The 23,309-nt window shown below is 61.9% G+C and carries 26 protein-coding genes and 1 riboswitch; of the genes, 10 read left to right on the top strand and 16 right to left on the bottom strand.

Translation table 11 applies throughout. The features are described from left to right. Positions 1–84: 84 nt before the first annotated feature. From argC to GV829_RS07730, 5 genes are all read right to left on the bottom strand, one after another. Positions 85–1,017 carry an N-acetyl-gamma-glutamyl-phosphate reductase gene (gene argC / locus GV829_RS07710; RefSeq protein WP_169945523.1) on the bottom strand — a complete coding sequence of 311 codons (933 nt, stop codon included), beginning with the start codon at positions 1,015–1,017 and terminating at the stop codon, positions 85–87. Next, on the bottom strand, positions 1,014–1,397 hold the full coding sequence (locus GV829_RS07715) for an SH3 domain-containing protein (RefSeq protein ID WP_169945525.1): 384 nt from the start codon (positions 1,395–1,397) through the stop codon (positions 1,014–1,016). The genes argC and GV829_RS07715 overlap by 4 nt, the downstream gene beginning before the upstream one ends. After that, positions 1,342–1,671: a MarR family transcriptional regulator gene (locus GV829_RS07720; RefSeq protein ID WP_343042800.1), complete on the bottom strand. Its 330-nt coding sequence runs from the start codon at positions 1,669–1,671 to the stop codon at positions 1,342–1,344. The genes GV829_RS07715 and GV829_RS07720 overlap by 56 nt, the downstream gene beginning before the upstream one ends. A 116-nt stretch (positions 1,672–1,787) precedes the next feature. Then, the gene (locus GV829_RS07725) at positions 1,788–3,182 is read right to left on the bottom strand and encodes a leucyl aminopeptidase family protein (protein WP_169945527.1); all 1,395 of its coding nucleotides are present in this window, start codon (positions 3,180–3,182) and stop codon (positions 1,788–1,790) included. A gap of 49 nt (positions 3,183–3,231) precedes the next feature. Then, complete coding sequence (locus GV829_RS07730; RefSeq protein ID WP_169945529.1) at positions 3,232–4,773, bottom strand: flavin-containing monooxygenase; 1,542 nt, start codon at positions 4,771–4,773, stop codon at positions 3,232–3,234. 194 nt (positions 4,774–4,967) lie between these two features. On the opposite strand from GV829_RS07730, the gene GV829_RS07735 reads away from it, so the two are divergent. Next, positions 4,968–6,092, top strand: coding sequence for a DUF47 family protein (locus GV829_RS07735; protein WP_169948099.1), 1,125 nt, complete (start codon positions 4,968–4,970; stop codon positions 6,090–6,092). Positions 6,093–6,110: 18 nt separating this feature from the next. Then, a complete protein-coding gene (locus tag GV829_RS07740) occupies positions 6,111–7,124 on the top strand; it encodes an inorganic phosphate transporter (RefSeq protein ID WP_169945531.1) in 1,014 nt (337 codons plus the stop codon). A 19-nt stretch (positions 7,125–7,143) separates the two neighbouring features. Here GV829_RS07740 and GV829_RS07745 read toward each other — a convergent pair whose 3' ends face one another. The 4 genes from GV829_RS07745 to GV829_RS14255 all read right to left on the bottom strand — a co-directional run bounded on the left by GV829_RS07745 (position 7,144) and on the right by GV829_RS14255 (position 10,196). Further along, positions 7,144–7,521 carry a cystatin domain-containing protein gene (locus GV829_RS07745; RefSeq protein ID WP_169945533.1) on the bottom strand — a complete coding sequence of 126 codons (378 nt, stop codon included), beginning with the start codon at positions 7,519–7,521 and terminating at the stop codon, positions 7,144–7,146. A gap of 28 nt (positions 7,522–7,549) precedes the next feature. Next, positions 7,550–8,482, bottom strand: a complete 933-nt coding sequence (locus GV829_RS07750) for a M15 family metallopeptidase (protein WP_169945535.1) — start codon at positions 8,480–8,482, stop codon at positions 7,550–7,552. 63 nt (positions 8,483–8,545) lie between these two features. Further along, the gene (locus GV829_RS07755; RefSeq protein ID WP_169945537.1) at positions 8,546–9,340 is read right to left on the bottom strand and encodes an SH3 domain-containing protein; all 795 of its coding nucleotides are present in this window, start codon (positions 9,338–9,340) and stop codon (positions 8,546–8,548) included. A 142-nt stretch (positions 9,341–9,482) separates the two neighbouring features. Then, a complete protein-coding gene (locus GV829_RS14255) occupies positions 9,483–10,196 on the bottom strand; it encodes a zinc ribbon domain-containing protein (RefSeq protein WP_212612114.1) in 714 nt (237 codons plus the stop codon). 134 nt (positions 10,197–10,330) lie between these two features. Between GV829_RS14255 and GV829_RS07765 the strand changes: the two genes are divergently transcribed. Next, positions 10,331–11,059 carry a GGDEF domain-containing protein gene (locus tag GV829_RS07765; RefSeq protein ID WP_169945539.1) on the top strand — a complete coding sequence of 243 codons (729 nt, stop codon included), beginning with the start codon at positions 10,331–10,333 and terminating at the stop codon, positions 11,057–11,059. On the opposite strand, the gene GV829_RS07770 is transcribed toward GV829_RS07765, so the two are convergent. The 3 genes from GV829_RS07770 to GV829_RS07780 form a co-directional block, all read right to left on the bottom strand. Then, the gene (locus GV829_RS07770; protein ID WP_169945541.1) at positions 11,056–11,418 is read right to left on the bottom strand and encodes a hypothetical protein; all 363 of its coding nucleotides are present in this window, start codon (positions 11,416–11,418) and stop codon (positions 11,056–11,058) included. The genes GV829_RS07765 and GV829_RS07770 overlap by 4 nt on opposite strands. Then, a complete protein-coding gene (locus GV829_RS07775; protein ID WP_169945543.1) occupies positions 11,415–12,056 on the bottom strand; it encodes a DUF6445 family protein in 642 nt (213 codons plus the stop codon). Before GV829_RS07775 ends, GV829_RS07770 begins: the two co-directional genes overlap by 4 nt. 80 nt (positions 12,057–12,136) lie before the next feature. Next, positions 12,137–12,646 carry a hypothetical protein gene (locus GV829_RS07780; protein ID WP_169945545.1) on the bottom strand — a complete coding sequence of 170 codons (510 nt, stop codon included), beginning with the start codon at positions 12,644–12,646 and terminating at the stop codon, positions 12,137–12,139. Between the two features lie 253 nt (positions 12,647–12,899). On the opposite strand from GV829_RS07780, the gene GV829_RS07785 reads away from it, so the two are divergent. After that, positions 12,900–13,646 (top strand): sterol desaturase family protein, encoded by a 747-nt coding sequence (locus tag GV829_RS07785; RefSeq protein ID WP_169945547.1) that lies wholly within the window; start codon positions 12,900–12,902, stop codon positions 13,644–13,646. Between the two features lie 25 nt (positions 13,647–13,671). Next, a complete protein-coding gene (locus GV829_RS07790; protein WP_246202766.1) occupies positions 13,672–14,031 on the top strand; it encodes a DUF2141 domain-containing protein in 360 nt (119 codons plus the stop codon). Here the strand turns inward: GV829_RS07790 and GV829_RS07795 are convergent. After that, the gene (locus GV829_RS07795) at positions 14,019–14,309 is read right to left on the bottom strand and encodes a hypothetical protein (RefSeq protein ID WP_169945551.1); all 291 of its coding nucleotides are present in this window, start codon (positions 14,307–14,309) and stop codon (positions 14,019–14,021) included. The two genes, GV829_RS07790 and GV829_RS07795, sit on opposite strands and share 13 nt — an antisense overlap. Before the next feature lie 160 nt (positions 14,310–14,469). On the opposite strand from GV829_RS07795, the gene GV829_RS07800 reads away from it, so the two are divergent. Then, entirely contained in the window at positions 14,470–16,020 is a 1,551-nt protein-coding gene (locus tag GV829_RS07800; protein ID WP_246202768.1) for a flavin-containing monooxygenase, read from the top strand. Between the two features lie 66 nt (positions 16,021–16,086). Here the strand turns inward: GV829_RS07800 and GV829_RS07805 are convergent, their stop codons facing one another. Genes GV829_RS07805 through GV829_RS07815 form a run of 3 tightly spaced genes read right to left on the bottom strand, consistent with a single transcriptional unit; the run spans position 16,087 to position 19,552 of the window. Continuing rightward, positions 16,087–16,950: an enoyl-CoA hydratase-related protein gene (locus GV829_RS07805; protein WP_246202769.1), complete on the bottom strand. Its 864-nt coding sequence runs from the start codon at positions 16,948–16,950 to the stop codon at positions 16,087–16,089. Beyond that, positions 16,947–18,173: a cytochrome P450 gene (locus GV829_RS07810; protein ID WP_246202771.1), complete on the bottom strand. Its 1,227-nt coding sequence runs from the start codon at positions 18,171–18,173 to the stop codon at positions 16,947–16,949. The genes GV829_RS07805 and GV829_RS07810 overlap by 4 nt, the downstream gene beginning before the upstream one ends. 17 nt (positions 18,174–18,190) lie before the next feature. Next, positions 18,191–19,552 carry a flavin-containing monooxygenase gene (locus GV829_RS07815; RefSeq protein WP_169945555.1) on the bottom strand — a complete coding sequence of 454 codons (1,362 nt, stop codon included), beginning with the start codon at positions 19,550–19,552 and terminating at the stop codon, positions 18,191–18,193. A 194-nt stretch (positions 19,553–19,746) separates the two neighbouring features. Between GV829_RS07815 and GV829_RS07820 the strand changes: the two genes are divergently transcribed. From GV829_RS07820 to GV829_RS14380, 4 genes are all read left to right on the top strand, one after another. Next, positions 19,747–20,154, top strand: coding sequence for a BLUF domain-containing protein (locus tag GV829_RS07820; RefSeq protein WP_169945557.1), 408 nt, complete (start codon positions 19,747–19,749; stop codon positions 20,152–20,154). A 37-nt stretch (positions 20,155–20,191) separates the two neighbouring features. Then, positions 20,192–20,299, top strand: a riboswitch (TPP riboswitch). A 50-nt stretch (positions 20,300–20,349) separates the two neighbouring features. After that, positions 20,350–22,260 (top strand): phosphomethylpyrimidine synthase ThiC, encoded by a 1,911-nt coding sequence (gene thiC, locus GV829_RS07825; RefSeq protein WP_425505447.1) that lies wholly within the window; start codon positions 20,350–20,352, stop codon positions 22,258–22,260. Continuing rightward, positions 22,253–22,777, top strand: coding sequence for a DUF3429 domain-containing protein (locus GV829_RS07830; protein WP_169945559.1), 525 nt, complete (start codon positions 22,253–22,255; stop codon positions 22,775–22,777). The genes thiC and GV829_RS07830 overlap by 8 nt, the downstream gene beginning before the upstream one ends. Positions 22,778–23,116: 339 nt before the next feature. After that, the gene (locus tag GV829_RS14380) at positions 23,117–23,248 is read left to right on the top strand and encodes a hypothetical protein (RefSeq protein ID WP_281356108.1); all 132 of its coding nucleotides are present in this window, start codon (positions 23,117–23,119) and stop codon (positions 23,246–23,248) included. The last annotated feature ends 61 nt before the right edge of the window (positions 23,249–23,309 follow it).

The following is a 23,309-nucleotide window of genomic DNA, read 5'->3' on the forward strand; positions in this document are numbered from 1 at the left end:
ATCATGAGGAAGGGTTTACGAGTCGTTATCTGACACTGGGCTGAACCGTTTCGGCAGCAGACAGTCAGCTTTGCCGGATCCGCCTCAAAGCCTGAGTCCTGCGGTTTCGGGCAGGCCGGCCATGATGTTGAGATTTTGCACACATGCGCCACTTGCGCCCTTGCCAAGGTTGTCGAGCAAGGCGACGAGGCGCAACTGGCTGCCGTCGGCAGAGGTGAAGACGCGCAGGTCCAGACGGTCCGTCGGGTTGCTGCCCTGACGCAACAGCAATTCGCCGTCGGGTGCATCGGTGCCGACGCTGACCAGCGGTGACCCGGCATAATGGGCGCAGAGCGCGGCCATAATTTCATCCGCCGGGGCGATACGCGGGTCGGCGGCGCGCGAAAGCGGCAGTTCGACGGCCATGCCGCGATGCGCCGGAATTACGGCTGGAGCAAAGACTGGCGCGTGGGTCAGACCGGCATGCTGGGTCATTTCGGGGACATGTTTGTGGCCCATGGCAAAGCCATAGCCACGCCAGGCAATGCCCTGATCCTCCTCAAAGCGGGCGATCAGCGCCTTGCCTCCACCCGAATACCCCGACACGGCGTGAACGACATAGGGATAGTCGGCCGGCAACAGGCCAGCGGCGATCAACGGCGCGGCAAAGGCGAGAAAGCCGGTGGGGTAGCAACCCGGGTTGCTGACATATTTGGCTGCTGCGATGGCCTCCCGCTGACCGGTCGCCATTTCGGCAAAGCCATATGTCCAGCCCGCCGCAACACGATGCGCGCTTGACGCGTCAATCAGGCGCACGGCGCTGCCTTCGGCAAGGGCCGCCGCTTCCCTGGCAGCATCATCGGGCAGGCAAAGGATGGCGAAGTCAGCACCGCGCAGCGCATCGGCGCGGGCCGTGCTATCCTTGCGCCGATCTTCGGCGAGGGTGATCAATTCAATGTCGGCCCGACCGCCAAGCCTTTCCGCTATTTCCAGCCCGGTGGTGCCGACCGCCCCGTCAATGAACAGACTGACGCTCATGCCCGGTCACGCCCGGCAGGGGAAAGTTCGGCCGCTTCGACATAGCCGACGACATGACCATCGACGGCATAGCCCCATGCCCAACCGCCGGTAATGTCGAGCAGGGCAAAGCGATCCCCCGCCTTCAGCCGCTGGCGTTCTTCCGCATCGCTGTCGGCGGACGCGCGCAGGATAGTGTCGGCCGAAGCCAGCCAGTCAGCAGGCTTGGCATAATGGGGCGCAAAATGATGCTCGGCCTCAGCCAGATCGGCGAGGTCGGGACGGATGGCCTGGCGGGTCGGATCGTAGGGGCGGGAATGGCCCGACAGGTGGAAGCGGACGCGCTCAGCCGGTTTGGGCGTGTTGGTCGGCCTCTCCGAGCAGTTGGTTGAATCGTTCAAGAAATTCTGTCCCCACCGGCGTGATCTCAACGAAGATATTGCGACCGTCACGCCGGTCACGTTTGCGCTGCAGATAGCCGAGGGCAGTGAGTTTGTTCAAGGCGCGAGTGACAACCGGTTTGGAGACGCCCATCCGCTCCGCCAAACCGCGCACCGTGTGGGGACCGGGTGCCAGTCCGACGCTTAGCATGATGCCCATCTGGCGATTCGTGAGATCAGGCAATTCCGACCTGACAATACCAATCAGGCAAGACATCCATGCAACGCTGTTCATAACCTGCGACTTTCCCGGATTGCTCATTTTAGCGGGCGGCATAGCGCCACCCAACCGCCCTAACGCTTGAACGGGCGGCTGGTTGCATCACCGAGATGAAAATTTGTCTTTGTGAATCAATTCACTTTGAAGCGCTGTTCGAGCATGCCCCATGCTGCGCGAAGGCCCAGTGCCGCGCCGCCCTTGGCCCTGCCCGGTTTGGCGGAGGGCCGCCAGGCGAATGTGTCGAAGTGCGCCCAGGCGATGTCCTTTGGCACGAAACGGCGCAGGAACAGCGCGGCTGTGATGCTTCCGGCAAAGCCGCCTGCGGGCGAATTGGTCATGTCGGCCGTGTCGGATTTCAGCATTTCGTCATAACCGTCCCAAAGCGGCAGGCGCCACAGTGGGTCGTCGCGCTCCTTGCCCGCTGAAATCATGGCATCGGCCAGAGCATCGTCATTGGCGAACAGGGCGGGCAGATCAGGGCCGAGCGCAACCCGGGCCGCACCGGTCAAGGTGGCAAAATCGATGATCAGTTCGGGGTTGCCCTCGACCGCCTTGGTAAGGGCATCGCCCAATATCAGCCGCCCTTCGGCATCGGTATTGTCAATCTCGACGGTCAGGCCCTTGCGGCTGGTGAGAATGTCGCCGGGTCGCATGGCATCGCCGGCGATACTGTTTTCAACAGCCGCCACCAGCAGGTGCAACCGGACCGGCAGACCGGTTTCCATGACCAGGCTGGCGAGCGCGAGGGCGTGGGCGGCGCCCCCCATGTCCTTTTTCATCAGCGCCATGCTGTTGCCCGGCTTGATGTTGAGTCCGCCGCTGTCAAACGTCACGCCCTTGCCAACGATGGCAACAGGCGGGTGGGCGGGATTGCCCCAGACCAGTTCAATCAGACGGGGCGCGCGGTTGCGCCCCGCAGCGCGACCGACCGCGGCGATCATGGGATAGCCTTGTTCGAGGGCATCGCCCTTGGTGACGGTCAGGTCTGCCTTGTGCTTGCGGGCGAGATCGGCGCTGGCCTGTTCCAGTTCGGCGGGGCCCAGATCAGCGGCGGTCGTGTTCACCAGATCGCGAACCATGCACACTGCCGTTGCTTCCCGCAGCGCGGCGGCCATGCGCACCGGGTCGGTCGTCAACAGGACACGGGGGGCCTCGGCTTCGGTCTTGGGCTTGTAGCGGATGTAGCGATACTGGCCGGTCAACCAGCCGAACATGGCGACGCCCGGGTCGCCGCTGGCGAGGCGATAGGTGCCCGCCGGCAGGACAGCCGCCAGTTTGGCAAGGCACCAGCTGGAGAAATTGCCGGCGTTGGCGGTTACGGTAACGACCGACCAGTCGTCAGCGCCGTCCCCCGGCAGTATCGCGTGGGCATAGCCTTCCAGCTTCATGCCCTGTGCGCTGATGGCGGTGCGCGCCCGCTCAGGCTGTGCGGCGAGCCAGCTTTCATAGCTGTGCTTGTCGACGACATGGATGGTGCGGGCTGGCTGCCCCTTGTCGGGTTGCAGCATGGGAGAGAAATCAGTCATGCCACAGCTTTAGGCGTGGATGGCAGGGCGGGAAAGGGGGTACGCGCCCCTATTCCGCCGCCTCCGCCATGGCCGGAGCCGCTGCGACACTGGCCTTGCGAAATGTTAGGAACCCGTCCGTGATCGAGCTGGTGCGCATGTCGATCCTGTCAGCCAGATAATCCTGATTGAGCCGCCAGGGGAGCTGGTCGGCATTTTTCGGCATGATCGAAAGCGAGCGCTGGATATAGCCTGATGAGAAATCAAAGACATTGTCCTCGATCAGCTGTTCGGGATGGTCGAGTACCGGCAGGGCAATGTCGCTGCCCGTCGCCGACATGTGGTTGAGCACACGGCACACCCATTCGGACACAATATCCGCACGCAGGGTCCAGCTGGCATTGAGATAGCCGAACACCGCCGCATAATTGGGAATGTTCGAGAACATGCAGCTCTTGTAATAGAAATGCTGGTTCCATTGCACCGGTTCACCGTCGACGCTGACAGCGATCTTGCCAGCCAGGGTCAGGTTGAGGCCTGTGGCGGTGATGATGACATCGGCATCAAGATGCTTGCCCGATTTGAGCAGGATGCCCGTTTCGTCAAAGCAGTCGATATGGTCGGTGACCACCGCCGCCTTGTCGTCGCGGATGGCATTGAAGAAATCGCCATCGGGTACCAGGCACAACCGCTGGTCCCAAGGGTCATACGGAGGGGTGAAGGCGGCTTCGTCATATTTCTCGCCCAGCGCTTCCTTCAGCTTGCCGGTCAGGAAATCCTTGACCTTTTGCGGCTGGGTCTGGGCGCGCTTGAACACGATGTTCTGCATGTGGATGTTCTTGAAGCGGGTGAGCGCATAGGCCCAGCTTTCCGGCAGTATCTTGCGCAGGAAATTGGCGATGCCGTCGCGTGCCGGGCGTATGGCGTACCAGGTCGGTGTGCGCTGCAACATTGTCACATGGGCGGCGGCACCTGGGTCCCCCGGCTTGACCATTGACGGAACGATGGTGACCGCGGTCGCGCCCGAACCGATGACGACAACCTTTTTGCCCGCATAGTCAAAATCCTTGGGCCAGAATTGCGGGTGGATGATCTCTCCCTTGAATGTCTCGCGTCCCTTGAAACCGGCGTCATAGGGATTGTCATAATCATAATAGCCCGAACCCTGGTAGAGGAAGCGGGCGCGCATCACCTGCCGTTCGCCGGTCGCGCTTTCGGTGGTCACGGTCCACATCGCATCGGCACTGTTCCAGTCGGCGGTCAGCACCTTCCGGTTCAGGCGGATGTGGCGGCGGATATCCCGTTCATCGACAATGCGGTTGAGATAGTCGAGAATCGCTGGACCGTCGGCAATCGACTTTTCATGCTTCCATGGTTCGAAAATGAAGCCGAGTGTGTGCATGTCGCTGTCCGAACGGATACCGGGATAGCGGAACAAATCCCATGTGCCGCCCAGATTTTCCCGCCGGTCAACCAGTGCAAAGCTGCGGTCAGGGCACTTTTGCTGCAAATGCACGGCCATGCCGATGCCGGAAATCCCCGCGCCGACGATCAGCACGTCGACGTCGGCGGCGTTGGTGGATGCTGGCGCAATCGGCGTCACAGCGTTCATTGCAGACTCTCCCGGCTCTGATTTAGGGGGCACACACTAGTGACAGCGATGTAAATTGCAACGGGGCTGCGATCCTCGACTTTCCTTCATTGGCGTGTCCCTTCATCTGGGCTAAGGGGCGTGTCACAAAAGAGTCACGCAATTGTCATCTGCGCTCATCGGCGGCAGGCAAGGGCGCCGGAAAGGACAGTGTCATTCGCCAGATCGCCGCCTTGCCCTATCGCACCGAGGGGACCGGAATCGATGCGCCGGTCAGCATCCTGCTCGTCACGTCGCGCGGAACAGGTCGCTGGGTGATTCCCAAAGGGAACAGCATTGCCGGACTGGCGCCGCACGTCGCCGCTGCCCAGGAGGCCGAGGAGGAAGCAGGGGTGATCGGGTCGGCTTGCCCGACACCGATCGGCACCTATCGCTATCGCAAACAGCGCGGCAATGGCGCATCGCTGTGGGTGGATGTCAGCGTCTTTCCCTTTGCCGTCACGCGGGAGCTCGACACATGGAAAGAAGCGCATGAACGTGAACGGCGCTGGTTCAAGCTGTCCGAAGCCGCTTCCAAGGTGGACGAGGACGACCTCAAGGACCTGATCCGCTCATTCGGGGCATCGGAATTCAATGCTGCGGCGCGACGCACGGGGGTGCTTGACCGCGTGGCCAAAAATACGGGGGTAAGTGGGATGTTCGCATGGTTTCAGCGGCTGTTGCCAGCGCAGGGCAATTTTTTCGAGCTGTTCGAGGCGCATGCCGTTACCCTGGTCACCGGTTCAGATGCCCTCGCGCGGCTGTTGCAGGGCGGTGGCGGGATGGGCGACCATATCCGCGAAATTGTCGAGCGTGAGCATGAGGCCGACAATATCACCCGTGAAGTGTTGCAGGCTGTGCGCCGTACCTTTCTGACCCCGTTTGACCGCAGCGCCATCATCAGCCTGATCAGCGCGATGGACGACGCCATCGACCAGATGCAGCAAACCGCCGGAGCGGTGGATCTTTACGAGGTCAAGGAATTTGACCAGGAAATGAAGGATATGGCGGCGATCATCCGCGATGCCGCGCGTCTGACCGCAGAGGCGATGCCGCTATTGCGTTCGATCGCCAAAAATGGCCCGCGCCTGCATGAACTGACCGAACGGCTGGTCCGCATGGAGGGGCATGCCGACGAAATTCATGCCGCCGGTCTCAAGCGCCTGTTCAGGGAACATGGAGAGAGCAACACGCTGACTTTCATCATCAAGCGGGAGATCTACCAGCATCTCGAACGGGTTGTTGACCGGCTGGAGGATGTTGCCAACGAAATTGACGGCCTCGTCATCGACCACGCCTGATCCGGCGGGAGACGATCCATGCATGAACTCGCTTTTCCGCTGCTCGTCGGGCTGATCATCCTCGCCCTGATGTTCGATTTTCTCAACGGTTTGCATGACGCTGCCAATTCGATTGCCACCGTGGTCGCAACCCGGCTGCTGTCGCCCGTATGGGCGGTCATCTTTGCCGCCTTTTTCAATTTTGCCGCCTATTTCCTGTCGATCATCTTCCCCAGCCTGCACAAGGTTGCCGAGACCATTGGCAAGGGGATCATCGACAAGGATCTGGTAACCCCGGCGGTTGTGTTCGGTGCGCTGGTGGGGGCGATGTTCTGGAACATCGTCACCTGGCTGAAAGGTATTCCTTCTTCTTCGAGTCATGCGCTGATTGGCGGAATCGTTGGTGCCGGCGTTGCCCATGCCGGGCTCAGCGGCATCCAGTGGACCGGCCTCAACAAGACGGTTGTCGCCATCTTCCTCTCACCAATGCTTGGCATGATGCTGGCAATGCTGGTCATGCTGTTGTCGAGCTGGGCGCTCAAGCGGGCGACGGCGCGCGGAGCGGAACGCAGCTTCCGCTTCATGCACCTCTTTTCCTCCGCCGCCTATTCGCTGAGCCACGGCCTCAATGATGCGCAGAAGACGATGGGGATCATCACTGTGCTGCTCTATTCGACCGGCTATCTGGCGGGCGAATTCCATGTGCCGCACTGGGTGGCGATCAGCTGTTACATCGCCATTGCGTTGGGAACACTGTCCGGCGGGTGGAAGATCATTGAAACCATGGGCAGCCGCATCACCAAGCTGTCCCACCATCAGGGCTTTGCTGCATCGACCGGCGGCTCGATCATGGTGTTCACGGCCTCTTTGCTGGGCATTCCCGTGTCAACGACCCACACTATCACCGGCAGCATTATCGGCGCCGGAGCCGCCCGTCGTGCCAGCGCGGTGCGCTGGGGCGTCGCGGGCAATGTCGTGACCGCATGGTTCATCACCCTGCCGGCCAGCGCCACGGTTGGCGCGCTATTCTACTGGCTCACGACCTTTTTCTGACGAACGACTCTGAGGATGATCAGCGGCGCGGGCTGATGATCGGGCTAATATTGGTCAGTTCGAACGTGCCGTCGAGCTTTTTCCAAACGGTGGCACGAACCCGGCTGTTGTCGGACAGGGTCAGGTCGATCCTGTAGTTGATGCCCGCCACTACCTGTTGCTGGACCGCGTCTATACTGGTCAGCGTGACGCCAGGCTGGTTCATCGCAGTCACGGCAAATTGGGCAGCTTCGCGGGCATCTGGCGTGACCTCCCCGGTGGACCATCCACCCACTACGGCAGGCCCCTGTGGTTCCGGCTGGCCTGGAGTGCCTGCGGCATTGCCGTCCGCGCTGGCGGTGCAGGCGCCCAACAGTGTCGCAGCGGCGGCGGTGATCAGGATGGAGATGTTTCTCATGGCCGTGGTCCTTCGTCCATCAACGGGTTCAGTTGGTTTCGGGGGGCGCGAAAATTTCGTCACCAGGCTGGATCGGAAGATCGATGGGCGCCTCAACCTCCGGGCGGACGACCGATTCCTCTTCGCTGATCCGCCGGTTGCGTGAAACCACCCCGCTGCCACCGCCGACATAGCGATAATGCCAGGGTTCGAAGGAAACGCCCTGCGGGTTTCCTTCGGGGAAGGAGAGGTGGAAACCAAAGCGTCGTGCATTTTCCTTCAGCCAGCGGCCAACCGGATCATTTTTGAAACATTGTTCCAGGTTGCAGTTGCCATTGCGGCTGCCAAAATCGATCGCGAGACCGGTGGAATGCTCGCTGAAACCGGGCGGCGCGACCCAGCGCGCCTGCCCGGCATAGCCGCGCGAGGCGATGCGGTCAGCATTGCAGAACAGGGCAGCCTGTCGCTCGATCGAGCGATAACAGGAAATGCCCATCATGGCCCGCGCCACCGCCGGGTCATCGGCGCGCGCCGCCGCCAGCATCCGCGAGAGCGCACCCGCCGCAGAGGCGTGGATCAAGGAACAATTGCCGCCACCAAAGCCTGCTGGCGTCGCCACCAGAGAACTGCGGGGCGCTTCATCGCTGCGCAAATGACCGAACAATGTGCCGCCTGACGGCAGCTGGTCGCGCAAAGTGGCATAGTTGGATCGGCACAGTTTGACGGCATCAGCCTCCCCCCCGTCGGTCAGCGCCAACAGGCCATCAGCTGAAGACGGCGCCTCCCCGCCGGGTTTACCGGCAAGATCGCCGTTTACGCCATCACCGATGGGCACGGCAGCGACAGTGCCGTCCGGCAGATAATCTTGTGCATCGACGACGATCGCCGGTCCGGGCTGCCAACGTTCGGCAAGCAGCAGATAAGCCGCCGTGCCCAATCCTGAGATGAGGGCAACGACTAACAGGATTTTGAATGCGCGCATGGTTGGCCTTGCAACAGGGGTGTTCGGGGCGCCCTGTCCCGGGTGCTGGTCCGCCTGAATGGTTTAGCAGGAGATATAGCTGCTCAACACCCACCCAATGGGATAACGACCATCGATCGGTTGGATGTGGACCCAGATATAGCCCGCACGGTCATATTGCTGGTCAAACGCCTGGAAACGCGAACCACGCGGCATGGCACCGATAACTGCGCCGGCTGGCGCATTGCGGATGCGGAGATTGCCGGAATTGGTGATGACTGAACAATATGTGCCATTGGGCAGCGGCGGCCGCACTGATGCTGTCGCTGCGGTTTCCGGTCCGGGCGGGCCGTCGCTCAGATTGATCGCGCTGACATAGCCGCGGCCATCGGCCAGTTTGAACCAGTAGCTGTCGCCGCTGAGGCCACGATGCATGGTGCCGCGTACTTGCTGGCCCCGGCTCAACGTGCCGACGACCCGGCTGTCCGGGCCCTGGGCCGTGGCAATGTTGCGGATATTGGTCTGGCTGGTGACATATTTCAGCACCTCTGCGCCCACAGCCTCGGTAGCTACGGCCTCGGCGGGTGCCCCCGCGGCTGTGGCCTCCGGTGCAGCCTCCGCCTTGTCACGGGTCATGAACAGATAGGCGACGGCCACGCCGAGCAACAGCACAACCGCCCCGGCAATGATCCATGGCAGGTTGGTCCCGCCGGGTGGTGCAACACCAGCGGCGGGATATTGCACGGGCGGAACATAGGGTGAGGGCGCGGGGCCAGCAGCGGGAGGAGGCGCGACTTGTGCCACCGAAGCACCGCAGCTGCCACAAAACTGTGCATTGGCTGCAAGTGCAGCGCCACAGCCGTTACAGAATTTCGCCATCCTTATTCCCCCCGGAGATCAAGAGAGCCTTGCCATGCCCTGCGTACAAGGCATGCCCTCGATAGCACCGCTATGCGGAGGGGCAAGAGGCTGGAAGGGCTTTTGCTCGCAATTTGGCGTCATCCGGCTCGCATCGGCCCGGTCAGTAGTTGACCTTGATGTCAAGGTAGCGGCCGGTGCTGCCGCTGCCATAAATGGACACTTCGACCAGACTGCCTCCGGTGACAATGGCCCGCGCGGCCGCCGGACTGATACGGCCCTGCATCACCATGCGCTCCATGGTTGCCCGGTTGTTGGCACTGGCAAAGAAGCTGTCCCCGCTGTCGCCAGAATGGCGAATACCAAAGCGGTGCACATTGGCGCGATCCTGGCGAAGAATCTGCCAGGGCTGGCTGAGCCGCACACCATCGCTGGCAAACAGGTCCTCGCGACCGATATAGGCGGTATAGCTGCCGATCAGGCGGTCTGCGCCGCTGTTGGTCGTGCCCGAGCTGATTGTTGCGGCGACCGGTGCGGGGGCCGGCAACGGGGCGGAGGAAAGTGGCGGGCTCACCTCGGTCGCTGGCACCGCAGGAGGTGCTGCGGATGCAGTCTGTGGTGCGGCGGCAGCAGGGGCGGACGGTGCGTCGGCTGCAACTTGTGCAGGTGTGGAAGCTTCTTCACCTTGTTTCAGCATCAATATGTAGCCGCTGGCAATACCAAGCAGCAGCACGGCGAGAATGGCGATGACCCAGGGGAGAGATGATCCGCGTCCGCCGGGCACGGCCCCGCTGCTGCTTTGCGCCGAACCGCAGCCACCGCAAAAACCCGCGCCATCCTGAATCGCCGCGCCGCAATTCCGGCAAAATCCTGTCATCTGGCGTCCCCCCTGAAGAATGTCCGTTTGGGATAAAATGCGCCGCGTTATCGGCCAATGATTTTATTGCGCTGGTCCTGCTGCCACTTGCGGTTAACGCTTCCCTAATCGCTATAATGCTATAGCATTGATTTATGGAGCGGAACGAACGATCGACCATATTCCGCCTGATTGTGACAGGTATTCTCGTCGTCGGCGGATCGGTCGCCGCGTCAACGGCGGCAACGCATTTCAGCTTCGCCATCAACGGGACCATTACCTATCGCGACTCGATGCTCGTGTCGCTGATCGTTCCCTTGCTCGTCGCCCCGCCAGCCTATTGCTATGTGGCCTGGCTCAGCTGGAAACTCCAGAGGGCCAACCTCGCACTCGACCATCTGGCGCGGCGGGACGTACTGACCAGCCTGCTTAATCGGCGGGCCTTTGTCGAGATGGCCGAAGCGCGACTGGCGGACGGCTTAAGCCATATGCTGGTTATGGCTGATATCGACCATTTCAAGCGGATCAATGACAGCATGGGCCATGCCGCTGGGGACCTTGCCCTGCAGCACACTGCCAAGTTGCTCGACAGCATGGCGCCAAAGGGTTCGCTTGTTGCCCGACTCGGCGGAGAAGAGTTTGCCATCCTCTTGCCCCATGGAGCGGGCGATGACGCAGCGATGCTGGTGATTGTCGAGGCGATCCGCGAGAGGCTGGAACAGGTGCCGTTCATCGCCGCTGGCGGGCTCACCCGGATAACCGCCAGTTTCGGCGTGGCCAGGTCAAGGCCGGATGAGCGGCTCGACGGCATTTTGTGCCGGGCTGACAAGGCGCTGTATGACGCCAAAAATGCCGGCCGCAACAGGCTGGCCATGGCTGGCTAGTCAGACCGCCGCAGTCTCAGCAAAAGGGCGGCGAAGCCGATGGTGAACAGCGCGTCCCCCGCCAGTATGGGGATCGTCCCGGCCGGGGTGACGCCCGCTGCAAGATCGGGTCCGAGCAGGGCGATGATGCCCAGCTTGCCCACCATGCCGGCCCACAGCATTGGTGCGAACCGGCGCGGGTCCGTAGCGGTGATGGCATAGACCAGGCCGAAACAGGCGACCAACAGGCTGACGATCCGGTCGTTCACCGCCGCGCTCATGACCAGGCCGGGCACGCCGATCAACAGGTTATAGGCAGCCGCAGCGGCCAGCATCCATTGCCAGCCGCGCGCCGGGCCCGGTCTGCTGGCGTCGTTCATGGCACGCCTCCGCCCGGTGTCTCCGCAGTGGCCGGCGCATGGGCAAAGAACATCAGCATCACCAGACGTGCGGTTTCCGGGTCGGTGCCGAACCCAGGCGCCGCATCATGGAACAGCCAGGGGCTGAACAACAGCAACCGATTGTAACGCATCGGAATGGTGAACAGCTTTTCCCACGCAGAACGGCGATTGGTGTCGCGGTTGACAACATCCTCGATCAGCCGGTTGATATCGCCATATCCCGCTGCGCGGATGCCCGGCATGTCCATCGGCACCCGGTCCAGTCCGGTGCGCTTGTGGCGGAAAAAATCCGTCCCGCCGGCACAATGTTCGGGCTTGGTAAGATAGAGGATGCCGGAATAGGCGGCCGGGTCGATGTGCACGCCGGTCTGGCCGCGATCCCCCTTCATCGTCACCCGGCATTGCGCATGGTTGGTACCCGGCGCGGGGACAAGCGGCATTCCCGCCAGCGTCGAAACCTGCGCCTCCAGCCCCGGGATAGTGAGCGGCCGGTCGGACAGGATGCCGGGATAATTGCCATGCTTGGTCGCCGGGTCATAGGCGAGCTTCAGCGCGGCGGCACGGGCAACATCGGGGTTGGCCAGAAAGTCGTCGATGATGATCAGGCTGGGCGGCATGGAGGCCTTGTGGCCTTGAAGCCCGTTTCAGGCAAGCGGTCGCAACGGTCAGTCAGTGCAGGCCTGCTGTCCGCAAGCCATCATCCCCCAGCATATCGGGCGCAATTTTCCGGCGACATGGTCAGCGCAACGGCTGTGCCGCCGCCAGGCAACATGTAACGGACGCTGACGGCAATGCCGTTCCGTTCGATGTCGGTATTGGAATAGGTGCTGCACACCTGCTCCATCATCTGGTCGCGTGTCGCCGTCCCGATGGAGATTTTTTCCCCGCCGGATGTCACATTGACGACGACATCAATGGTCTTGGCCTCCGCGTCGGTGCGGGTAGGGCCCATTTCTGCGTAAAAGCCGTTGCTGCCACGCGGAAGCGTTTTTTCCAGGCCGCTGGCCATGCCCTTGGCTGTCGCATCGAGCCAGACTTGCCGCTCCTCGGGAGAGGCGGCGGCATAGTCAAACGGGGCGCAGGCGCCGAGCATCAGCAATATGAGTGCGAGCGGCACCGCCAGGGGTTTGGCGAGGGCGGACTTGCCTCCGGTCAGGATACCGCCGGCAATTGTATTTCGCACCGGTACAATCTGATCAGATGGCATGGCTTTGGTACCTGGGGTTGTTCAGCGGGACAGCTTTTCGCAAAACATGGTTAATAATTGGCTGGGGCGCTGCCGGAGGCATGACGGATGATGGCATGAAGGCGCCCGCCACCGTTGCAGTCCGGCGACGTTCCATCTTGCATCGTTCAGCCGGATTATTGCCCGTTGCAATGGGAACGGTGATTTGCTGGCTCTGCGCACGTGCTGATTGGGACTGCCCAGCGGTGAGCGTCGCTGCTAGACGACGGGGCGCATGACACAGTTCGCCTCGCTGCCCTGGGCAGCCATCCTTTTCTCCGCGCTGGCGATGACGCTCATCGTCGCGTTGCGCTATCTCGCCACGTCGGGCCTGTTTGCCTGGATCACGGGGCGGGTGCGGCCAGGCCTGTATGCCGGGCAGGACGCGCAGATCAGGAATGAAGTGCGCTGGAGCCTTGCTTCGGCCGCCATCTATGGCCTGCCCGCCGGTGTGGTCGCTTGGGGGTGGCAGAACCGGGGTTGGACCCGTATCTACACCGACTGGTCGGATTGGCCGCTGTGGTATGCACCGCTGTCGCTGATGCTCTATCTTTTGCTGCACGACACATGGTTTTACTGGACGCACCGCTGGATGCACGGACCGCGCGGCCTGCGCTGGGGCCATGCGTTGCATCATGCCAGCAAGCCTCCGACCGCCTGGGCTGCGATGAGCTTTCATCCTTGGGAGGCGCTGTCGGGCGCGCTGGTCATCCCGTTGCTGACCTTTGTCATTCCCATTCATGTCGGCATTCTCGGCCTCGTACTTACCATCATGACGGTGATGGGCATCGCCAATCATATGGGCTGGGAAATGTTCTCCCGGCGTATCGTTCATGGACCGTTGGGGAAGTGGCTGATAACAGCAAGCCATCATGAACGGCATCACCGGGAGTATCGCTGCAATTATGGGCTCTATTTCCGCCATTGGGACCGGTTGTGCGGCACTGATCGCGATCCTGTCGATTTCAGCCCCCGTCCATAGCCAGCCTGCGGCAGCGGCAGGGACCGTGGAAATCAGCATCACCAACCTGCGCTCGACGCGCGGCAATGTGCTGATCTGCCTGACCACCAACGCCCGCCGTTTTCCGGATTGCCGGGGTGATGCGGGCGCACGATCGGTGACGATACCGGCCAGTGTGCCCACCGCGCGGGTCACAGGTCTGGCTCCGGGCACATGGGCGATTGCCGTCATTCATGATGAGAATGCCAATGGCCGCATTGACACCACGCTGGGGATACCGCGCGAAGGTGTGGGATCGTCGCGCAATGCCCCTATCCGCATGGGGCCGCCACGCTTTGCCGATGCTTCCTTCGCCATAACGACCGGCAGTGTCAGCCAGTCAATCCGGATGCGCTATTTGCTCTGATCCCTGCTGCCGGTTTCGGCAGCCTCTCGCGCCTTGTCCAGTTCGCGGTAAATGCCACGGACGAGCGCCACATTGACGATGCACAATAGCCCCAACAGCCCCAGCACGGCGGCGGCCGATATGGCGGCTACGTGGGCTGCTTCGGGACCGAAGCGCGCCAGCACCATCGCTCCCACGCTCAGCACCAACATCATCCAGCCGGCCCTGCGTGCCCGTTCGATCAGAGGTGGTTCGGGCTTGCGCGGTCCACGATGGGCAGGGGGCAATTCAGCGGTCATGTCCAAGCCATAGCCGCTCGAACCCGCTTGGCAAATGGCGGCGCTGCCCGGATCGGGCCGGCCAGCGATTCTTCGTCCTTGCTTTGATTAGGGTCAAAGACCTAATCTCTGCTCCAAGCCCAAAAGGGCAGGAAAGGACTATTGGAGAGGATGAGTCGAAATGGCGGAAGTTATGGAAAGGGCTGCGGCTGAATCGGCGGGCGGCGTTACCCATGTCGATGTGTTGATTGTCGGAGCCGGCATATCCGGCATCGGTTCGGCCTATCATCTCCAGGACCAGTGCCCCGGCAAAAGCTATGCCATCATTGAATGCAAGGACACGTTCGGCGGCACGTGGGAAACCCACAAATATCCCGGCGTCCGTTCGGATTCTGACCTCTACACCTTTGGATACCGCTTCAAACCCTGGGTTGGCACGCCAATCGCCTCGGCGGAAGAGATCCTCAGATATATGGGGGAGGTGATCGAGGAAAATGGCATCGGTCAGCACATCCGCTACGGCCATCTGATCACCGCCTGCAAATGGTCCAGCGCCGACAATCTTTGGACAGTCGAGGCCACCCGCAAGGCCGATGGCGCCAAGACACTGTTCACTGCCAACTTCCTGTGGATGTGCCAGGGCTATTATGACCATGAAAAGCCCTACATTCCCGACTGGGCCGGCCTGTCGGATTACAAGGGCCTGTTCGTCCACGCCCAGAAATGGGACCCGGCGACCGATTACACGGGCAAGCGTGTGCTGGTGATCGGCTCGGGCGCCACCGCTGCCACGGTCGTCCCCGCTTTTGCCGAAAAGGCGGCGCATGTGACGATGCTGCAACGTTCGCCCACCTATTTCTTCTGCTCGGAAAACAAGAATGAGCTCGCTGACAAGCTGCGCGCCGGCGGCATCGACGAACCAACGATCCACCGCGTCGTCCGCGCCCAGATCATGCATGATCAGGCGGCGATGACCCAACGCTGCATAGACGAGCCTGATCAGGTGTTCGAGGAGCTGAAGGAGTTGGTGCGCGCCTTTACCGGCAAGCCCGATTTCCAGTTTGAACCACACTTCACACCCAGATACCGCCCTTGGCAACAGCGCCTCGCCTTCTGTCCCAATGGCGACATTTTCCAGGCCGCGGTTGCTGGCAAGCTGACCGTGGTGACCGATACCATCGACCGCTTCACCGAAACCGGCGTGTTGACCAGCTCCGGCGAATTGCTTGAAGCCGACATCATCGTCGCCTGTACCGGCTTCCGCCTTTCGGTGATGGGAGACATTCCGTTCAGCGTCGATGGCAAGCCGGTCAATTGGGCCGATACCGTTACCTATCGCGGCATGATGTTTACCGGTGTGCCCAACATGGCCTGGGTGATGGGCTATTTCCGCGCCAGCTGGACACTGCGGGTCGATATGCAGGGCGATTTCATCTGTGCGTTGCTTAACGCCATGGATGCCAAGGGTGCCAAGCGGATCGACGTGCGCTTGCGGCCCGAGGATGAAGGTATGGAAATCCTGCCCTGGATCGAAGCCGACAACTTCAACCCCGGCTATCTGATGCGCGGGATCGACCAGATGCCCCGGCGTGGCGACAAGCCTGAATGGCGGCACAATCAGGATTATTGGAAGGAACGTGGCGAGTTCCCCAACATTGACCTCAACGGCAGTGAATTTGTCTATGATGGCAAGGTCGCCAACGAAGTGAGAGTGGCAGAGGCAGCCGAATAGGACGGCCTGATTGGTCCCGTTGTTTGTTCAACGGGACCGCGGGTCATTATCGACAAGCGCTGCGGTTCAGCTGCCCGGCCACCATGGATTGGCGGGCATATCGCTCGACGCCTTGCCCGGAAACCGGGGGAGGCGCTTTTCGAGGAAGGCAGCGACGCCTTCGTGCACGTCTGCACCCTGACCCAGCGCGATGTTCATCGCTGCATCGACGCCCAACGCGCCGGCTGCGGTCTGCTGTGCCGAAAACTCCCACAACATCCGCCGGGTCAGGGCGGTTGCCACCGGGGCGGTGTTCTCGGCAATCTCCGTCGCCAGCGCACGTGCCCGCTCCTCAAGTTGCTCGACCGGCACCAATTCGCTGACCAGCCCGGCTGCCAGCGCCTCGCTTGCCGGGACCAGCGCGCCGGTCAGGCACCATCGCAGAGCGGTCGGCAGGCCGACAATCCGCGGCAGGAACCATGCCGATCCCGCCTCCGGCACCAGCCCGCGACGGGTAAAGACACAGCCGAACTTGGCCGTGTCCGCTGCAATACGTATGTCGCACGGCAGTGTCAGCGTGAGGCCGACGCCTGCCGCTGAGCCGTTGAATGCAACGATTGACGGCTTGCGGCATCGCTGCATTGCGCCGATGAAATCACTGTCGGCGCGGTCGCCGTCGCGTGAACCGAAATTCTTTGCGCCTTCGCCGCTTTGTGTGTCAAACGCCCCTGCTCCCGCCGAAACATCGGCCCCGGCGCAAAAGACGCGACCCTTGGCTGTCAGGATCACCACCCGGATGCCATCGTCCTGATCGGCCAGTGCGAAACCGCGCACCAGTTCGGCACCCATTTGCGCCGTATAGGCGTTCATCGCTTCAGGTCGGTGGATGCGCAGCCACAGGATCGGTCCGTCGGCCTCGACCTCCAGTTGCTCAAAACCTGACATGGTCATGCCGCCACCATGCGCACCGGCATATGGACAAATCCGTGCAGGAAGGGGCTGGGCAGCCGCTCGGGCGGGCCTTGCATCTCCACCCGAATGCCGCGCTCGACAATCTCCTCGATCAATGTCGCCAACTGGATTTCCGCCAGCCGCGCGCCCACGCAGCGGTGAATGCCATGACCAAAGGCAACATGTCGCCGGGCATTGTCCCGACCAACGTCGAACCGTTCAGCATCGGCAAAAACCCGTTCGTCCCGGTTGCCGGAAATGTACCACATGATTACCTTCTCCCCCTTGGCGATGGGCTGTCCGCCCAGCACCGTATCGGAGACGGCGGTGCGCCGCATGTGCGTGACCGGCGACTGCCAGCGGATGATTTCCTGCGCGGCATTGGGGATCAGTGACCGGTCGGCACGCAGTCGGTCCAGTTCAGCAGGATACAGGTTGGTCGCCTCAACAAAGCCGCTCATCGAATTGCGCGTCGTGTCGTTACCGCCCACAATCAACAGCGCAATGTTGGCGAGCCGTTCCATCGGGTTGAGATTGCCCATGGCCTGACTGTGTACCATGCGCGAAAGCAGATCGTCGGTGGGCGGCATTGCCCGCCGCTTGGCAAACTCCTCGTCAAACCGGGCCAGCATCTGCCCCATTTGTGCCATCCATTCGGCGCGATATTCCTCTGTCGCTGTTTCCGGTGAAACATTGCTGCCATAGTCCGACCAGCGTTTCAGGTCGTGGCGTTCTTCCCAAGGGAAATCAAACAGGATGCACAGCATGCCGATGGTGAGCGGTATCGAAACCTGTTCAACCCAGTCGAACGTCTCACCCGCCGGCAATGCGTCGAACAGCTCGCGCGTCCGCTGTTTCACCACCTTTTCCTGTGCCGCCATCTGGCTGGGGTTGAAAGCGGGCGCGATCACTTTGCGCTGATCGGTATGCACCGGCGGGTCGGCGGCGATGAAGTTGGGAAGGTTTGATTGCGGCGGTGGATCGGCAATGACGATGTTGCCATTGTCCCAGGATGAGGAAAACACGGCGTGGTTCAGCTCCACTTCCTGGATCAGATCATGCGTGACCACCGACCAATAGCCGCCATAAGGACTGTCGGGGCACCAGCTGACCGGCATGTCCTGCCGCAACATGGCAAAGGGTTCCCGCCACCTGTCCTCGGTGTAGAGGGCAATATCACTCACATCCACCGGGCTGATCGCCCGCTCTGCAGTTCTCGCCATCGTCATTCTCCCCGATTTCAGGCCGCTTCACTTTGGCGCGACGGAACGGGCAATCTGTTGCCTTGCGCTGCCGCTCGTTTCGCTCCCTTGACCAGTTCCTTTTTCAGGGCGCGCACATAGTGGTCAAAATCCAACTGGATCGTATGACGTCGGGCGGCATAATAATGGCCGGTGTAATAGTCTTCGTCAGCGACAATGACCCGTTCCATTTCCGCGGTTGAAGGCGGAGCATATTGGCCGGTCAGATAGGCGGCCACCAGTTTGGATTGTTGTTCGGCAAAGTTGACCAGCGTGGGCAGAGGCTGGGCCAGCCCCATGTAAAACAGGTCAGGCACTCCCGGCTTCATGATCCGTTTGAACAGCGCCGGAGGACGATTGTCCTCGTCAGCACAGAAGGATGGCTCGTCAAAGAAGGGGAATTTGATGTCATAGCCTGTCGCCCAGACGATGACGTCAATCTCTTCGCGGCTGCCGTCAGTGAACACAACGCCATTGCCGTCGAGCCGTTCGATCCCTGGTTTCATGGTGAGGTCGCCTGATCCCGCGCGCAGCAGGAATTCGCCCGAGACGGTGCCATGACTTTCGAATGGACCGATTTCGGGTTCGGGCAGGCCATAGTCGCTCATCTTGCCAACCAGATTTTTGACCATCCGCGCGCCGAGCCACTGGCGCAATCCTTTAGGCATCCAGGCGGGGGCGGGATTCTTGTCGAGCGGCTGGCCGCGATAATATTTGGGGAAAATCCAGACGCCGCGCCGGGTCGAGACGAACAGTTTTTGCGCCATGGGCCGCTGCGACAGTTCGGACGCGATGTCCATCGCGCTGTTGCCCATGCCTACGACCAACACCCGCTTGCCGATGCAGTCGACCGGTTCGAACGGGCTGCGATAATGGTGGCTGTGCAGCTGAGGGCCATCGAATGTTCCGGGATAGTCCGGAATGCGGGCCGCCCAGTGATGACCATTGGCGACAGCGAGCGCATCATAGAAGAGCGTCTCTCCGCTTGAGAGCGTTACATCCCAGCCACCGCCATCGCGTCGTTGAGCCTTCTCGACCCTTGTGTTGAAGCGGATGCTTTCACGAAGTCCGAAATGGTCGACATAATCATGGAAATACTGGAGCAACTGTGCGTGGTGCGGGTAATCCGGCCACTCTGCCGGAACCGGATAGTCCTCGAACGCGAGCCGCCATTTCGATGTGTCGATGTGCAGGCTCTGGTAACAGGATGAGAGGCCGTTGGGGTTGTTGTAATACCAGTTGCCTCCGATGTTGTCCGACGCCTCATAGACGTCGAAGGGGATGCCATGATCCTTGAGTCTTTTGGCGGTGGTGAAACCGGAACAGCCTGCGCCAATGATGCAAACGCGTGGCAAACCCATGCTCGCTCTCTCCTTTATTCCGTTTCTCTTCTCCAAACGGATAAGGCCATGGATGCGGCCCCGAGTCCAGCGCGGCTGAACGGGCCTCTCACGGTTGACAGGAACCCGCGGGAGCAGCCGCCTCGCCGCTCTTGCATTCAGCGAAACAATCGTCACAACCGTGACAGCGCACCGGGGCAAGGGAGAACGGAGCGATGCTGTCACTGATCTATGTCAGCCGCATGATGATGCGGTCGAACGAACAGGCTGTCGCCGAACTCGCCCGGCGGGCAGAGCTCGCCAACAGCCGCCTTGGCATCACCGGCCTGCTGCTCTGGAACAGCTTGCATTTCATGCAGTTGCTGGAGGGTGAGGGGCAGCATGTCATGGATGTGATGACCCGGATTGCCAACGATCCACGCCATACGGACATCGTCTATCTGCGCACTGAGGAGCGCGCGACTCGCGAATGCCCGGACTGGGGCATGCAGGCGCAGTTAAGCCCGCTGACCGGCGCCGGGGCGCTGAGCGGATTTGCCGAGGCTCTGCCTGCAACGCTGGCGACCGACACGCGGATATTGTTCACCAGCTTTGCCAGCGCGTTGCGACCCGCCATGGCCTAGTGCCCTCTTGCCCCGCTGATGGTGCAGGCCTATCTCTGCCCCATCCCCGGGGAGCGAGCTTTCGCTGAGAGGGGCGGTTAGCATCGCCCGACCCGTAGAACCTGAACCCGTTAGCACGGGCGGAGGGAGTGGTCTGGTCCGGCGCGCAGCGCCCGTTCCCCGCCATCCACCCCTCGCCCATCGAGGAGAGACATGATGGCCGACGCACCCGCCCGCACCGAGATTGACCGCAAGGCTGGCGATCAGCGCGGCACCACGCCGGGCATTACCACCGGCCCAATCCGCGGCAGCCGCAAGATCCATGTGCCCGCACCCGGCAACCCGGCGGTCAAGGTCGCCATGCGCGAGATCATGCTCGAGCCGTCCTGCGGCGAGCCACCGCTGCGCGTGTATGACCCGTCGGGGCCGTACACCGACGCCAACGCCACGATCGACATTCGCGCCGGCCTGCCCGAACTGCGGCGCGACTGGATTCGGAGCCGTGGTGACGTCGAGGAAGTCGACCAGCGCGAGGTGCGCCCCGAGGACAATGGCCAGCTTGGCCCGGACCGGTCGGGCGGTGTGGATCCTTTCCCCAATGTCCGCAAGAAGGTGCTGCGCGCCAAGCCGGGGATGAATGTCAGCCAGATGCATTATGCGCGGCGCGGGATCATCACGCCGGAGATGGAATATGTCGCGGTGCGCGAAAATCTCGGTCGCGAAATGCTCCGCGAATATGCCCGCGACGGCGAAAGTTTTGGCGCATCGATCCCCGATTATGTGACCCCCGAATTTGTCCGTGACGAAATCGCGCGCGGCCGTGCGATCATCCCCAACAACATCAACCACCCAGAAAGCGAGCCGATGGCGATCGGTCGCAATTTCCTCGTCAAGATTAACGCGAACATCGGCAACAGCGCTGTGGCGTCCGATGTGGCGAACGAGGTCGACAAGATGGTCTGGGCGATCCGCTGGGGCGCCGACACGGTGATGGACCTTTCCACCGGCCGCAACATCCATGACACGCGCGAATGGATCGTCCGCAACTCGCCCGTCCCCATCGGCACTGTCCCCATCTATCAGGCACTGGAAAAGGTTGGCGGCATTGCCGAGGAACTGACCTGGGAAATTTTCCGCGACACGCTGATCGAACAGGCCGAGCAGGGCGTCGATTATTTCACCATCCACGCCGGTGTCCGCCTGCCTTATGTGCCGCTCGCGGCGAAGCGGGTAACCGGCATTGTCAGCCGCGGCGGCAGCATCATGGCGAAATGGTGCCTGGCGCATCACAAGGAATCGTTCCTCTATGAACGGTTCGACGAAATCACCGAGATCATGAAGGCCTATGACATCGCCTATTCGCTGGGCGATGGCCTGCGCCCCGGATCGATTGCCGATGCCAATGACGAGGCGCAATTTGCCGAGCTCTACACGCTGGGCGAGCTGACCCACCGCGCGTGGAAGGAAGATGTGCAGGTGATGATCGAAGGGCCGGGGCATGTGCCCATGCACAAGATCAAGGAGAATATGGACAAGCAGCTCGAAGTCTGTGGCGAGGCACCTTTCTATACATTGGGGCCGCTGACCACCGACATTGCGCCGGGCTATGACCATATCACCAGCGGAATCGGCGCGGCGATGATCGGCTGGTACGGCACGGCCATGCTTTGCTATGTCACGCCCAAGGAGCATCTGGGCCTGCCCGACCGGGATGACGTCAAGGTCGGCGTCGTCACGTACAAGCTCGCTGCCCACGCGGCGGACCTTGCCAAGGGCCACCCGGCGGCGAAAATGCGCGACGACGCCCTGTCCCGCGCCCGGTTCGAATTCCGCTGGCGCGACCAGTTCAACCTGAGCCTCGACCCCGATACGGCTGAGCAGTACCACGACCAGACGTTGCCGGCGGAAGGCGCGAAGAGCGCGCATTTCTGTTCCATGTGCGGCCCCAAATTCTGTTCGATGAAGATCAGCCAGGAAGTGCGCGACTTTGCCAAGTTGCAGAACCAGAGCGCCGACCAGTTCGTCGCGGCGGACGAAGCGGAAAAGGGCATGGCGGAAATGAGCAAGGCCTATGACGAGGCAGGACGCGAACTCTATCTCGGCGCCGGTGGCCGGGAGCATGACTGAGGGCACGAGCAGACCGGGCGGGCCGTCCGTTCCCCCGCCCGGCACCCCGCGCCGTATCCCGCGCTATCCGCTGATCCTTGGCGGAGCAGGGCTGTTGCCGCAATTCGCCGCAGTGCTGGCGGCGGTGTTCGGCGGGGCGGACTGGCGATATGCCGCGCTTGCCATCGGTTATGGCTATGCCGCGCTGATCTTCAGCTTCCTTGGCGGGCTGTGGTGGGGCATTGCCGCGACCGCCCAGGCGCGCGGAGAAACAGCGCCCGGCTGGCTGTGGGTCGCCGCCGTTGCTCCCAGCCTGATCGCGCTTCTGACCTATCTGCCATGGGTGTTTGGCGACCCCTGGCCGGGACCGTCGCTGATCGTGCTGGGCATCGCCATCGCCGCCAGCGCGATGATCGACCGCGCATTGGTGGCCCGCCACCCTGGCTGGTGCCCGCCATGGTGGATGCCACTGCGTTACAACCTGTCGTTCGGACTGGGTTCGGCCACGCTGGCGCTCGGCGCGGTCGCGCACAGTTGACCCGCCAAAGGTAACACAGGGTAACACCCACGTCGGCGCAAAAGCTCCCGCCGACAGGTTGACACTGGTTGACACTCCAGCGGGAGGATTCAACGGCCGCCTGCGGGTTTCAGGGCCTGTTTCGGACTGTAAACTTAATGGAGTGAGGTGAAGGATCCCTACACGTCTGGGAGCTGGGAACAACGGCCCAGCGTGTTCCCCATCACGCGGTCCGCGCTGACGGCAGTGCATAATGTCCGCCTCCAGCAGGGAGTAACTGACATGTTGCAAGGATGTGTATTGGCCGCGCTTTCCGCCGTGGGAATTGTGGTGACTTGGGCAATCGCCATCGCAATCGGAATGATAATGCTGCCCACGACTGGGCCAGCAACGTTGATCGCCGCGCTGATCGCGGCGGGAATTATCACCGCCTTTACAGTGCCCCAGTTGATGCGCGGCCTTCGCGATTGCCCGCGGCGGCAGCGGCGCTGAATTCGTCGTTGCTGGGCGCGGCACGACGAGAGCGGCCCCAGATCAAGTCCGGGGCGACGCT

Origin of the sequence: Sphingomonas lacunae (genome assembly GCF_012979535.1) — a bacterium.
GTDB lineage: Bacteria > Pseudomonadota > Alphaproteobacteria > Sphingomonadales > Sphingomonadaceae > Sphingopyxis > Sphingopyxis lacunae.

Bases quoted from the DNA above. Each gene is read 5' to 3' on its own strand.
- argC (WP_169945523.1), bottom strand. From the start codon at position 1,017: ATGAGCGTCAGTCTGTTCATTGACGGGGCGGTCGGCACCACCGGGCTG.
- GV829_RS07720 (WP_343042800.1), bottom strand. From the start codon at position 1,671: ATGAACAGCGTTGCATGGATGTCTTGCCTGATTGGTATTGTCAGGTCG.
- GV829_RS07725 (WP_169945527.1), bottom strand. From the start codon at position 3,182: ATGACTGATTTCTCTCCCATGCTGCAACCCGACAAGGGGCAGCCAGCC.
- GV829_RS07730 (WP_169945529.1), bottom strand. From the start codon at position 4,773: ATGAACGCTGTGACGCCGATTGCGCCAGCATCCACCAACGCCGCCGAC.
- GV829_RS07740 (WP_169945531.1), top strand. From the start codon at position 6,111: ATGCATGAACTCGCTTTTCCGCTGCTCGTCGGGCTGATCATCCTCGCC.
- GV829_RS07745 (WP_169945533.1), bottom strand. From the start codon at position 7,521: ATGAGAAACATCTCCATCCTGATCACCGCCGCCGCTGCGACACTGTTG.
- GV829_RS07750 (WP_169945535.1), bottom strand. From the start codon at position 8,482: ATGCGCGCATTCAAAATCCTGTTAGTCGTTGCCCTCATCTCAGGATTG.
- GV829_RS07755 (WP_169945537.1), bottom strand. From the start codon at position 9,340: ATGGCGAAATTCTGTAACGGCTGTGGCGCTGCACTTGCAGCCAATGCA.
- GV829_RS14255 (WP_212612114.1), bottom strand. From the start codon at position 10,196: ATGACAGGATTTTGCCGGAATTGCGGCGCGGCGATTCAGGATGGCGCG.
- GV829_RS07765 (WP_169945539.1), top strand. From the start codon at position 10,331: ATGGAGCGGAACGAACGATCGACCATATTCCGCCTGATTGTGACAGGT.
- GV829_RS07770 (WP_169945541.1), bottom strand. From the start codon at position 11,418: ATGAACGACGCCAGCAGACCGGGCCCGGCGCGCGGCTGGCAATGGATG.
- GV829_RS07775 (WP_169945543.1), bottom strand. From the start codon at position 12,056: ATGCCGCCCAGCCTGATCATCATCGACGACTTTCTGGCCAACCCCGAT.
- GV829_RS07780 (WP_169945545.1), bottom strand. From the start codon at position 12,646: ATGCCATCTGATCAGATTGTACCGGTGCGAAATACAATTGCCGGCGGT.
- GV829_RS07785 (WP_169945547.1), top strand. From the start codon at position 12,900: ATGACACAGTTCGCCTCGCTGCCCTGGGCAGCCATCCTTTTCTCCGCG.
- GV829_RS07795 (WP_169945551.1), bottom strand. From the start codon at position 14,309: ATGACCGCTGAATTGCCCCCTGCCCATCGTGGACCGCGCAAGCCCGAA.
- GV829_RS07800 (WP_246202768.1), top strand. From the start codon at position 14,470: ATGGCGGAAGTTATGGAAAGGGCTGCGGCTGAATCGGCGGGCGGCGTT.
- GV829_RS07805 (WP_246202769.1), bottom strand. From the start codon at position 16,950: ATGACCATGTCAGGTTTTGAGCAACTGGAGGTCGAGGCCGACGGACCG.
- GV829_RS07810 (WP_246202771.1), bottom strand. From the start codon at position 18,173: ATGGCGAGAACTGCAGAGCGGGCGATCAGCCCGGTGGATGTGAGTGAT.
- GV829_RS07815 (WP_169945555.1), bottom strand. From the start codon at position 19,552: ATGGGTTTGCCACGCGTTTGCATCATTGGCGCAGGCTGTTCCGGTTTC.
- GV829_RS07820 (WP_169945557.1), top strand. From the start codon at position 19,747: ATGCTGTCACTGATCTATGTCAGCCGCATGATGATGCGGTCGAACGAA.
- thiC (WP_425505447.1), top strand. From the start codon at position 20,350: ATGGCCGACGCACCCGCCCGCACCGAGATTGACCGCAAGGCTGGCGAT.
- GV829_RS07830 (WP_169945559.1), top strand. From the start codon at position 22,253: ATGACTGAGGGCACGAGCAGACCGGGCGGGCCGTCCGTTCCCCCGCCC.
- GV829_RS14380 (WP_281356108.1), top strand. From the start codon at position 23,117: ATGATAATGCTGCCCACGACTGGGCCAGCAACGTTGATCGCCGCGCTG.